This is a genomic window from Spirulina sp. CCNP1310, from assembly GCF_034932185.1.
GTDB lineage: Bacteria > Cyanobacteriota > Cyanobacteriia > Cyanobacteriales > Spirulinaceae > Spirulina.
On sequence record NZ_JAYGHW010000013.1, the window covers coordinates 15,105 to 27,831 of the forward strand.

Genomic DNA, 12,727 nt, shown 5'->3' on the forward strand with positions numbered 1-12,727 from the left:
AGCTCAGGAAAAAAATCCAGTTTTCTGTACCCATTCCGCCTAGGATCAACACAGAGGGAAAAGTTCAAACTCGCCATTGCTCATTTAAGTAAAAATACTGTAGTTTGGCTCCTCTTTAACCATTGCCATTATTTATCTGGAGGTTTGCGTCATGGATGCAGCCGCTTTACTCAAACGCTATGCCCAAGGCGATCGCGATTTTCGCGGTTCTAACTTACCCTTTGCCAATTTAATTGGGGCCCAACTCACCCACGCCAATCTTTCCGGCTCAATGTTGCAAGAAGCGACCCTCGCCCGGGCTTTTTTAGAGCGGTGTTTTTTGCAAAGTAGCAATCTCAATGGTGCATTCCTCTACAGCACCAATCTCAGTTTTGCAAAACTCGCCAGTTGCCAACTCTGTGAAGCAGATTTAACCAAAGCCGATCTCAAAGGGGCGCATTTGGCCAAGGCTGATCTGCAAGGGGCCAAACTCAGCGGCGCGGTGTTGAAATGGGTGACACTCTTTCGGGCTAATCTGTCGGGGGTGAATCTCTGCGGGGCAAATTTGAATGGGATTAATTTGCGATCGGCTAACCTGAGCGGTGCAAATTTAAACTGGACAAACCTAAGTGGGGCGCGGCTCAGTGGGGCCAACTTGCAAGGGGCGCAATTAAATGGCGTGAAACTCGAAGGGGCCTGGATGAATGGCTTAAAACTGACGGGGGTCAATTTCAGTGGTTTGGAATTGGGCAGTGTCAAGTTAAGCGGTGGCCAGTTGGTGGATGTCAACCTCACGGGGGCCAATTTAAGTGAAAGCCAAATGCGGCGGATTTCTCTAGAGGATACAACCCTGAAGCAGGCGGATCTCCACAATAGTGATCTGCGGGGCGGTCAACTCTGTGAAGCGGATTTTATGAAGGCGAATCTCCAAGAGGCGATTTTGACCCAAGCGAATCTACAAAGGACAAATTTAAATCTGGTCAATTTGCGCGGTGCTGATTTATCGGGGGCCAATTTGCAGGGGGCCTATCTCTGGGGTGCAAATTTGGATGGGACTTGTTTGCGGGGTGCGGATCTGCGCGGAGCCAGTTTGCGGGATGCAAAACTGAAAGGTGCAGATCTCCAAGATGCGCTACTCACCGGAGCGATGATGCCCGATGGTTCAATCCACGGATAACGCCGTTGGGGTTGGCCGGGGAGCGATGGTAGCCCCCGGTTCACCCTCACCCTTGTAAAGAGGGGGGGACTTCGAGACGGTTGGCGGTGAGGAGGGATTGATCGCCGAGAATTTGGGCCGTGGGGCCGTCGGCGAGGATGCGATGGTGGTTCAAGAGGAGGGTGCGATCGCACACTTCCGCAATCATCTCTAAATCATGGGAGGAAATCAACAAGGTTTCCGGCGCACGGTGAAAAAATTCAATCAGGCTGCGACGGCCCGCGAGATCTAAATGGGCGGTGGGTTCATCGTAGAGCATTAACCGGGGTTGGAGAACGAGGACGGCGGCGATCGCCACCATACATTTTTCCCCCCCCGATAACTGATGGGGGGCGCGTTGAGCCAAGGATGCGATCCCCGTTGTGGCTAAGGCCGTCTCCACCCGTTCCCGCACCTCCAGCGGCGATAACCCCAAATTTTCCGCCCCAAAGGCCAACTCATCCCACACCGTCGGGCAAAACAGTTGGTCATCGGGGTTTTGAAACACTAAGCCCACATCGGGCAAAAATTGCCCCCGCCGCACCCGTTGGCCATAGATGCAAATTTCCCCCCCTTGGGGCGCTAATACGCCAGCAATGAGCAGAAATAGTGAAGTTTTTCCCGCCCCATTGGGGCCGATTAAACCCACCTTTTCCCCTGGTTGAATGTGGAGGGTGAGATCCTTGAGTAGGGGTTGCCCTGGGCCATAGTGGAACTGTAAATGGTCAAGGGTTAAAGCCGCCATTATTGGCCCTTTTCCTGAAGATAGTGATCGACGATCGCCAAAATTTGCGCCGCCGCTGTGCCATCCCCAAAGGGGTTGATGGCGTTGGCCATGGTGGCATAGGTGGCGCTGTTGGTGAGGAGTTCCGTGGTGGCTTGGGCGATCGCCCCCCCATCCGTACCAATTAGCCGCGCTGTCCCCGCCTGTAACGCTTCGGGGCGCTCCGTCGTTTCCCGCAACACCAGCACCGGCTTACCCAAGCTCGGAGCCTCCTCCTGTAACCCGCCGGAATCCGTCAATACCAAATGACATCGCTGAATTGCCCCCACCAACTCCCCATAATCCAGGGGTTCAGTGAGGAAAACGCGGGGATGGTTCCCCAGGGCCGCCTGAATGGGTTCGCGCACCGTGGGGTTCCGGTGCATGGGCAACAGGAAGGCAGTATCGGGGAATTGGTCGAGGAGCATTGTGATCCCGGCCAAAATATCCCGCAGGGGTGCGCCCCAATTTTCCCGGCGGTGAACGGTGGTGAGGATGACGCGGTATTGTTGCCAATCCAGGCCGGGAATATTGCAGGCCGGTTCAGTGGCCGCCACCCGCAAGAGGGCATCAATCACCGTGTTGCCGGTGTGGTGAACGGCCCCGGTTACGCCGGATTTCCGCAAATTCTCCACCGCAACGGTAGTGGGGGCAAAGTGGAGTTGAGCAATTTGGGAAATGAGGCGGCGGTTGGCTTCTTCAGGATAGGGGTTAAACAGTTCATCAGTTCGTAAACCTGCCTCCACATGGCCGATAGGAATTTGGCGATAGAAGGCAGCGAGGGCAGCGGCAAAGGCGGTAGTCGTATCCCCTTGGACTAACACACAATCGGGAGGATCTTGATCAAACCATTGGGATAACCCCTCTAGGGTGCGGCAGGTGATATCCGTGAGGCTTTGGCGGGGCTGCATGATGGCGAGATCCTGATCCGGGGCGATCGCAAATAACCCCATCACCTGATCCACCATTTCCCGATGTTGCCCTGTGAGGATCACCCGCGTCGTCAGGTGGGAGCAGGCGCGAAACTGTTGAATCACCGGAGCAAGTTTAATGGCTTCCGGTCGAGTGCCGAGGATGATATCAATACAGGGGGCCATGGCAGCAGGGAGGGGGCAAAAATGTTCCAAAGTCACTTTAACAGAGGAGAGGATGGGAATTGATCGCCGTAGGGGTGGAAAGATCAACGTGGGGCCGAAAAGATCGGCGTGGGGGCGAAAAATTTTTCGCCCCTACATTCCTATTCCCTATTCCCCGTTCCCCTAACTAATCTAATCGAGCCATCGGAGCGTGTTGCGGATCAATCACCTTCTTCCCAATGCCGGGGAACTGTACCCCTAAATGCACCTTTTTTTTCGTGCCGAAAACATGGGTGACTTCCCCCTCACCAAAATGATCGTGATGAATGCGATCGCCCACTGTCCAATTGTTGGGATTATTGTCAATTTTGGGGGGGGAATCATCAGGGGTGGGGGGTTTGCGGCGACGGTGGGAGCGGTCGGGTTGGGTGACTAGATCTTCGGGTAATTCTTGTAAAAATTGGGAAGGGATACAGGGTTCAGAATTCCCCCACAGGCGGCGCATTTGGGCATGGGTCATAAATAACTGCTCCTGAGCGCGGGTAATCCCCACATAACAGAGGCGGCGTTCCTCCTCAATGGCGGCGGGGTCATTGAGCGCCCGCGCACTGGGAAATAAACCCTGCTCCATGCCCACCATAAACACCACCGGAAACTCTAAACCCTTCGCCGCATGGAGCGTCATCAGCGTGACCGCTTCCTCCCCCGGTTCTAAGTTATCCAAATCCGAAGCCAGGGACGCATTGGCGAGGAAATCATCCAACCGCTCCGTTTCATTTTCTTCTTGAAATTGCGCCACAGCGTTGATCAATTCGCTTAAGTTTTCGAGGCGATTATCCGCTTCATCATTGCCCTGTTCTGCGAGATCGGCACGGTAGCCCGAATCTTCAATAATGCCCGTAACAATTGCCAAAGCTGGAATATCTGCCGCTAACTTATCCTGATAGGTTTGAATTAAACTGACGAATTCTCCCACCCGCTTTGCAGCCCGCCCGGATAGGGTTTGCATGGAGGTTTGATCACTTAACAATTCCCAGAGGGGAATGCCCAATTCTTGGGCAGCATTTTGAAGATTATCGAGGGTAGATTTACCAATACCTCGGCGGGGGGTGTTAATAATCCGGAGCAGGCTAACGGTATCAGCGGGGTTGGCGATCGCCCGCAAATAGGCCAAGGCATCTTTAATTTCCTTGCGATCGTAAAACTTCAACCCCCCCACCAATTGATAGGGAACTTTCCCCCGCAGCACATCCTCCAGGGGGCGAGACTGGATATTCGTGCGGTATAAAATCGCAAAACTGCCCCAATTCAATTCCGGGTTTTCCTCCATTAACCCCCGCATTTGATCCAACACAAACCGGGCTTCAGTTTGCTCATTATCGGTTTTGGCAATATAGATCGGCTCCCCTTCCCCACGGGTAGCCCGCAGCACCTTATCAATGCGTTGGGTGTTGTGGTCGATGAGATCATTGGCGGCATGGAGGATTGTCTCCCGTGAACGGTAGTTTTCCTCTAACTTCACCATCGTTGCCGTTTCCTCATCAGGTAAACCATCGCCAAAATCCGCTTGGAAACCCAAAAGAATGCGAAAATCTGCCATCCGGAAGGAATAGATCGATTGATCTGCATCCCCGACCACGAAAACAGAGCGATCGCCCCAATCCCAAACGACCCGATCCATTTCGCCATTGGTGGTGAGGAGGCGAATAAAATCGTACTGAATCCGGTTCGTATCCTGATATTCATCCACCAAAATATGATGAAACTGCCGATGCCAATAATCTAAAACCTGGGCATTTTGCTCAAATAACCGCACCGGAATCAAGAGTAAATCATCAAAATCTAAGCCATTATTCCCCGCCAACTCATCCTGATACCGTTCATAAACATCGGCAATCACCTGCCCTTGATAACTAGGGTTCTCTTGACTATATTCGGCGGGGGAGAGTCCTAAATTTTTGGCGTTACTAATTGCATAGCGAATTTTACGCGGATCAAACTTTTTACTATCTAAATTAAGTTGCTTCGTGGTGATATTTTTCACCACCCCATTCACATCGCTATCATCAAAAATTGTAAAATTCCGTTGCCAAGTCCGCCCCCGTTCATCCTGATATTTATTGACATCAAAGCGAAGAATCCGGGCCGCTAAACTATGAAACGTACCAATCCATAGCGGTTTAATCACCGTTTTATAAACTTGAGAACTCAGTTGGGTTTGCTGATGAGGTTCCAAGCTATCGAAGGGTTGGCCGTACTTTTCGAGGGCGAGGCGTTGGGCAAAGAGGCGATCGATACGCTCTTTCATTTCCCGGGCGGCTTTGTTGGTGAATGTCACCGCGAGGATATTTTCGGGATGAACCCCATGTTCCGTAATCAGGTTAAAGATGCGATAGGTGAGGGCGCGGGTTTTCCCTGAACCGGCTCCCGCCACCACCAACAGGGGGCCACAATGATGTTCAACGGCGCGGCGTTGAGCGGGGTTGAGATGGGCAAGGAAGTCGGTACTCATGGGCAAGGATGCGATCGCATAAACAGAAGGGCCAAGGTTAGCCCTGATGCCATTGTATCGATTCTCGACCCCCTCACCCCGATTGCCATCGGATCCTGTTGGGGATCTCGACGGTAGGACGGGCATTTTTTCCAGTTCCCAGAGCCGATCCTTAACCCGTCATCCCTTGGGCTTGGCTGAGGGATACCTCTACAATGGTCAAAATTTGCTCAAAATGGTACTCATGGATCAAAGCCTGGAGCTTTTGACGCAAAGGGGTGTGATCCGGGGGGATTTCCGCCAGGAGTTCTTTGCACATCGTATCGTTGCATTGGGACGCAAATTCATGAAGTTGTTGTTGCCAATCCGTAGACATCGGGGCAAAATCTGCCGCCGTTAAGGCTGCATCTGAGTAGGAATCCGCTGCCGGTTCTGGATCATCAGCGATCTGCTGATATTCAACCCCCAAATACTCGGCTAATACCATCAGCACCTCTTCCCGCTGAAACGGTTTACTGATAAAAGTATCACAGCCTGCATCTAAGCACTGTTGGCGATTTTCTGTAAAAGCACTGGCGGTAATGGCCACAATAATCGGACAGGGAAGATCAGACTCCTGCTGGTTTGCCGTTTTAATCTCGCGGGTGGCGGTGTAGCCATCCATAATGGGCATTTGCATATCCATAAAGATGAGATGGGGTTGCCAACTGCGCCAAAGATTTAGGGCGATCTGACCATTTTCTGCTTCCTGAACCATAAAGCCCAATTCTGTCAGTAGCGTCACGAGCAGGAGCCGATTCACGGGGCGATCTTCAACGATTAAAATGCGATATTTTGGTTGTCCTGGGGCAAGATGGGTGACATTGTGGAAATGTTCCATGGCCATTGGCCCCGCTGGGATGGCGGCGGGCTGATCCGCTACGGTAACGGCAACAGTAAACGTGAAACAACTGCCCTGATTGACAACACTTTTGACGGTGATATCTCCCCCCATTAATTGGGCAAACTTTTGGGAAATCCGTAACCCTAAGCCAGTGCCTTCTAAGGCTGCTTTGCCGACGGCGGTTTGTTGGAAGGCTTGGAAAAGTTGGCTTAATTCTTCCGGGGCAATGCCGGGGCCGGTGTCTGCGACGGCAAATTGGAGGATTAAGGGGGTGCTGTCGGCTCGAACAGTGGCGGTAAGCGTGACTGCACCAGTTTGGGTGAATTTCATCGCATTCCCTAAAAGGTTGATCAACACTTGCCGGATTTTATTTTGGTCAGCAATGATCAAATCTGGTAAGTGGGGCGATCGCTCCACCCGCCAAGTTAACCCCTTCGATTGGGCTTTGAGGGCAAACATCGTTTCAATATTATTGAGCAGTTGAGCGAGATGAAATTCTGTGGTATTGAGGGTAATGCGCCCCGCTTCAATTTTCGACATTTCCAACACGTCGTTAATTAACCCCAGAAGATGCTCGCCGCTTTGGTTAATGATTTGGATGTAGCCTTGATTGTGGGTTTCAAGGGTGCGATCGCGCTGCATTAATTGCGTAAACCCTAGAATTGCATTTAAGGGGGTGCGGAGTTCGTGGCTCATATTAGCCAGAAACTCACTTTTTGCCCGATTGGCCGCATCAGCCTTTTCCTTGGCTTCCTGTAACGCCGCCGCTTGGTCTTGGGTTTGGGCGAACAGTTCCGCCTGCTGCACCGCTACGCCAAATTGATTACTAATTTGGGTGATGATTTGCACATCCGCCTCTTGCCATTGGCGTGGCCCTCGGTTGTGATAGGCACAGACCAAACCCCAAAGTTGACTCCCGGCGAAAATGGGCGCAATCACATAGGCCCGGGCCTGGAGTTGCTCCAAAAGCTCCAGATAACAGGGGGGAAATTCGGCGGCGTAAATATCGGGAATCGCGCAGTAGCTCCCCCGATGGCGATATTTGCCCCCTTGATTTTCCAGGAAGTAGGTATCTTGGCTGAGGTTGTCCAGTTGCCGCAGTTGGGTCAGGGTGCAGTCAGGATTGTTCACGGTGTCCGCACCGATGGGATGATTCGGGTCTTCCGGGAGGAGGAATTTCCAAGGAGAAAGCACCGATTCCGCAACGATTTTCCCTGTCCAATCGGGGTTAAAGCGATAGATGAGGACGCGATCGCACCCTACAGCCTGTAATAATTCTGCGGTGGTGGCCTGAAAAATTGCCGTCAGATCGAGGCTTTGGCGCATTCGCAGAATCACACGATTGATGGCCTGTTCCCGCTCCGCCATGAGGGTGATGGCCGCTTGAGCGGTGGCCCGTTGGCGGATTTCTGTTTCAAGGGCCACATTGGCATGGCTGAGGGCGGCGGTGCGCTCCTCAACGCGAAACTCTAATTCTTCGTAGGCTTGGCGTTTTTCATCTTCGGCCCATTTCCGTTGCAATTCGGCGGCGGCGCGGGCTGCAAAGATATTCATAATCGCCTTGGCGTAGTAGTCACTGGCAAAGGGTTTGGTGTCGAGAATGCAGAGATTGCCGATAATTTCCTGGTCTTCGTTCACCAAAGGCACACCCAGATAACTTTCCGCTTGGATCGCTTCGAGGATGGGATTTTCGGGGAACAGCGCCCGCAGTTGATCGGGGTAATAGCACATTTCCATCCCCGTGAGGACGCGATCGCAGGGGGTTCCCGCCAAATCTCGATCAAAATTTTTCTCCAGGCCATCCTGAGACCAAAAGGCTAAACTCCGCAACAGATCTACTTTTGCCCCAGGGGTATGGTCGATTACCTCTGAAACAATCACATAGGGAACATCCAAGGTTTGGGCGAGATTTTGCACCAAGGCAGCAAAGAAATTTTCTCCGGTGGTGGCGGCAGTGCCGGTAACGATCGCCTTGAGAATATCCTCCATCCGTTGCCGTTCGTGAATCTGGGCTTCTAACTCTTGATTAATCGCTTCCAATTGCTCCGGGGTGCGTAAAGCGAGGAATTGCGGCAACAATTCCACCAGTTGTAATGCGGTGTAGCAGGAAACGAGGGCGGTCAGCGCCCGCTCGATGCCTGCCACCCAATAGTTAGGATGCCACAATGTCCAAATATCAAGCAGATGCCCCACTCCACAGAGGATAATAAAGGCCCCAAACATTTGAAATACAAAGGAAAAGGGGATATCGCCGCGTTTTTTAATAAAGTACAGCAACATCGCCGGAATCGAGAAATAGGCGATCGCAATTAAGGCATCACTAATCACGTGCAAGCTAACTAAATGCGTTTGCCAAAGATAGCAATGCCCATGGGGGATATAGGCAGGAGATCTAACAAAGAGATTCCAAAAATGTTGCATTTTAATCAAATTCCTTCATAACAACAATGGCATCGTGGTGATGCCATCGGCTCATCGATCACGGTTTATAAACCGCACATTCCCAATCATAACCAACGCCTTTCGCCTTTCGCTATGTTTCTAGGCTAAAAATGCCCCCCCACGACGGCGATCGCCTCCCCCGAACAATTGCCCCTGAGTATCCCGCGCTACACCATGAACGCCGCCAAAAAACATATTTTCCGCCTGCCATTGCAATCGTTGGGCGGGGGGGGATAGGGCTAATCCGGCTTCTAACCCCGGTTCTAAGTTGAGAAAATCCGCTTCCCAATGGAGGCGAGGGCGGGCGATCGCCTCTTCCATCCCCATGCCAAAATCCAATAAGTTGGCAATCACCTGGGTTAAGACGGTGCGAATCCGGTTCGATCCCCCGGATCCTAAAACCTGGATCGGCGTTTCCCCCTCCAAAATTATCGTTGGGGCCATCATCGAAGAAAGGCGGCGATCGCGCTGCCATTGATGGAATCCTTGGGGGTTTAAATCCGCTTCGCCGAGCATATTGTTAACCATAATCCCCGTGTTGGGGATGACATAGCCCGATCCCTCGCCGTTAGATGTGGTGGCGCTGGCGGCATTGCCCCATTGATCCATCACACTGATATGGGTGGTGCTGCCCCATTTATTCAAGCCGTTGGCCATGGCGGCTAGGTAGGGGGCGAGATGATCAGCCCCTAAAAATTGAGCGGCAATATCGGGGTCGTGAATATGGGCATCGTAGCCATCGCTCCTGGCTTGGTTGGTTAACTGCATGGCGGTGATCAGGGCTTCAAGATGGCCGACGCTCCCCCAAGGCATCGCCCCTAAATCCGTTTGGGCCAACAACTGGAGCGTAAAGGCGAGCAATGCGCCGCCGGAACTGGGGGGGGGATTGGTGAGCAGGGTATGGCCGCGATAGTTAAAGCGCAGGGGAGCGCGGCGGATCACTTGATAATCGGCTAAATCCGCCATTGTTAGATAACCGCCCCCTGTGGCACAGTCTGCTACTAATTGCGCCCCTATATCGCCCCGATAGAAGAGATCAATGCCTTGATGGGTAATGGCTTCTAAGGTATTGGCAAAGTCTTTTTGTAAAAATAATTCGCCTGCTCGCAACAGCCGCCCTTGGGGGGCATAGATCTGGCGGCATTCGGCCCGGGCCTGCAAGATGGGGGCGAGGACGGTATTAATACAAAAGTCCTGAAATGGACTAACAGGAACGCCATTGCGGGCGGCTTCGATGGCGGGCTGGGCGACTTCGGCAAAGGGTAAGCAGCCTAATTCCTGCTGGACTGTCCAGACTCCGGCTAAGTTGCCCGGTGTGGCCATGGCTCCGAGGCCGACATGGAAGGCTTGGACGGCATCGCCAAAGTTGACGGCCATTTCGTAAAAATCCAAATCCGCTAGGGGTTTGGCCCCTTGGGGGGTTTGGGTGAAGAAGTCGTAGAGGATTGGCGGTTTGTCTACGGGATGGGCAAGACAGAAGCCGCCCCCAGCGGCGGAGGTGAGGGTGGGTTCGACGACGAAGGCGGTGAGGATGGCGGCGGCGATCGCATCAAAGGCGTTGCCCCCCTGATCAAAGATGGTTTGGCCGGCGGCGGCGGTGTGGGGATGGCCGGCGGCGATCGCCCCCCTGGTTTTGCCCATAGCGTTCCTTAAATTTGGCTGTTTCGATTGTGCCACAGGGGGATTAAGCTGAGATCATTGCCCCCCTTCGCTACAATACCAACGAGATACATCCCGATTTTTCTATGTCAGTCCCCGATCCTGAATTCCTTGAGCGCATTCGCCGCCAATTCGACCATTGCCCCTATCCGAGTATTCCCGTTGAAGATTCCTATCAGGACAAACCGGAAGCGCTCTATGTGCATAACATGATGACGGCTTTTTATTACTGTCGGCGGCAGGTGGTTGAAACGGCGGGAAAGCTAATTTTAGATGCGGGCTGTGGGAGTGGGTTTAAGGCGTTGGCGTTGGCCCATGCTAATCCGGGGGCGAAAATTGTTGGGGTGGATATTTCGAGCGAATCGGTAGAGTTTGCGAAAAAGCGGTTGCAATACCATGGCATTGAGGATGCAGAATTTCATGTGTTGCCGCTGGAGGAAATTGAACAGTTAGGGATGCAGTTTGATTATATTAACTGTGATGAGGTTTTATATTTATTGCCGGATCAGGTGGGTGGCCTGAATGCGATGCGCTCGGTTTTAAAGCCGGAGGGAATTTTACGGTTTAACCTCCATAGCCTTTATGGTCGTAGTATGATGCTCCGTTCTCAGAAGATTTTTCAATTTATGGGGTTAATGGAGGGGAATCCTGAAGATGATGAGGTGAATATTGTTAAGGATACCTTTGATGCGATGCATGATCATGTCATGTTGAAGCAACTGACCAATTGGGACAAGGTTAAGGTATCCAAGGAGGCGATTTTAGCGAATCACTTATTGGTAGGCGATCGCGGTTTTTCTGTGCCTGAGGTTTTTGAATTTCTCCGCCAAGCGCAGTTAGAATTTTTTAGTATGGTCGAATGGCGGAAATGGGATATTTTCAGCTTGTTTAAGGATCCCGATAATTTACCCGTATTTTGGGAATTGGCTCTCCCTGAATCGACGCTTGAGGATCAACTGACGCTGATTGAATTATTCCATCCGATGAACCGGCTTTTGGATATTTGGTGCGGCCATCCCCAGGCGGAACCCGCCGGGCCAGGAATTGAGGACTGGACGGAGGATGATTGGGCGGGTGCAACGGTGTATCTTCAGCCGCAACTGAATACAGCAGCGTTCCGGGCAGAGTTGGAGCGGTGTTTGGCGGTTTTGAACCCTTTTGAAGTCAGTCGTTTTTTGCCGGGGGTGGGAATCTCGGCGTTGGTGGATGCGACCATTGCCGGGACGTTGTTTTTGCCGTTGTTAGAAAAACCGCAGCCGGTGCAGGCGTTAGTGGAGCGTTGGCAACAACTCCACCCCATTGAGCCAACCACTCTAGAACCGATCCCCTTTGAGAGTGCATTTGCATTAGTACAATCGGCCCTCACAAACCTAGAAGCCGGGAGTTATCTGTTTTTGGCCCGCTGAGGATAAAAAAATGGCGGGTGATGATAGAGTAGGCTGTGGATCTGGGTATGTTACACACAGAACCCCCAGAAGCGTTAAAGGAAGAGGACTTATGAAGCCTGAATTTCAAGCCAAATTTTTACAGTATCTCAACAGCACTCGCAAGGAAGATGAGGGTTTCACCCTGATCGAACTGCTCGTTGTAATCATCATCATCGGGATTTTGGCAGCTATTGCCCTTCCCTCCCTCCTCGGTCAAGCCAACAAAGCCAAGCAATCTGAAGCCCGGAACAACATCGGCGCTCTGATGCGTGGTCAACAAGCTGCATTCCTGGAAACTCAAGGGTTTACCAGTGATATTCAAGCGCTTGGTTTAGGGATTCAAAGCCAGACGGTTAACTATCAATACAAGATGGTTACAGGGGGAACTGTCCAAATTGCTGGTGCAACCATTGGTTCCCAAGCAATTCGTATTTACGCAACTCCCATTAAGCCTGCTCTGAAATCCTATGTAGGGATTGTTGCTACTCTCTTCGCTGGTACTGGTAACCAGGATGGAGAATCAACGACATCCGCCAAACTTTGTGAATCGATCAAGGTGGGTGCTCCCGCTTCTCAGGATGCTCCTGGTAGTACTGGACCAGCAGAACTGGATTGTACCAAGTTACCCGCAGTTGGTGGGGCAAGTTGGAAAGATCTGGGGACATAAGTCTTGCTTAGGATTAGCCTAATTATTAACCTCAGAGGAGCAGTGTTGTTAAATGTAGCATTGCTCTTGTTGGGTTAAACGGCAAGATTCGAGGTGAGTTGTAAATGCAACTCACCTTTGTTTTTTTAGTAAAAACTGTTGTGTT

8 protein-coding genes are annotated in these 12,727 nt (G+C 51.9%); 3 read left to right on the forward strand and 5 right to left on the reverse strand.

Going from position 1 to position 12,727, the window contains the following annotated elements:
- Positions 1–151: 151 nt before the first annotated feature.
- Positions 152–1,156 carry a pentapeptide repeat-containing protein gene (locus VB712_RS05395; protein WP_323252906.1) on the forward strand — a complete coding sequence of 335 codons (1,005 nt, stop codon included), beginning with the start codon at positions 152–154 and terminating at the stop codon, positions 1,154–1,156.
- 46 nt (positions 1,157–1,202) lie between these two features.
- Here the strand turns inward: VB712_RS05395 and VB712_RS05400 are convergent, their stop codons facing one another.
- From VB712_RS05400 to ggt, 5 genes are all read right to left on the reverse strand, one after another.
- Positions 1,203–1,919: an ABC transporter ATP-binding protein gene (locus tag VB712_RS05400; protein WP_323252908.1), complete on the reverse strand. Its 717-nt coding sequence runs from the start codon at positions 1,917–1,919 to the stop codon at positions 1,203–1,205.
- Positions 1,919–3,034, reverse strand: a complete 1,116-nt coding sequence (gene wecB / locus VB712_RS05405; protein ID WP_323252910.1) for a non-hydrolyzing UDP-N-acetylglucosamine 2-epimerase — start codon at positions 3,032–3,034, stop codon at positions 1,919–1,921. Before wecB ends, VB712_RS05400 begins: the two co-directional genes overlap by 1 nt.
- Positions 3,035–3,200: 166 nt before the next feature.
- Positions 3,201–5,525, reverse strand: coding sequence for a DNA helicase PcrA (pcrA, locus tag VB712_RS05410; RefSeq protein ID WP_323252912.1), 2,325 nt, complete (start codon positions 5,523–5,525; stop codon positions 3,201–3,203).
- Positions 5,526–5,676: 151 nt separating this feature from the next.
- Positions 5,677–8,808, reverse strand: coding sequence for a GAF domain-containing protein (locus tag VB712_RS05415; protein ID WP_416236258.1), 3,132 nt, complete (start codon positions 8,806–8,808; stop codon positions 5,677–5,679).
- A 120-nt stretch (positions 8,809–8,928) separates the two neighbouring features.
- Positions 8,929–10,470: a gamma-glutamyltransferase gene (gene ggt / locus VB712_RS05420; protein WP_323252914.1), complete on the reverse strand. Its 1,542-nt coding sequence runs from the start codon at positions 10,468–10,470 to the stop codon at positions 8,929–8,931.
- A 104-nt stretch (positions 10,471–10,574) separates the two neighbouring features.
- Here ggt and VB712_RS05425 point away from each other — a divergent pair, with 104 nt between their 5' ends.
- On the forward strand, positions 10,575–11,894 hold the full coding sequence (locus VB712_RS05425) for a class I SAM-dependent methyltransferase (protein WP_323252916.1): 1,320 nt from the start codon (positions 10,575–10,577) through the stop codon (positions 11,892–11,894).
- Between the two features lie 91 nt (positions 11,895–11,985).
- Complete coding sequence (locus VB712_RS05430; protein ID WP_323252918.1) at positions 11,986–12,582, forward strand: type IV pilin-like G/H family protein; 597 nt, start codon at positions 11,986–11,988, stop codon at positions 12,580–12,582.
- Positions 12,583–12,727 lie beyond the last annotated feature (145 nt).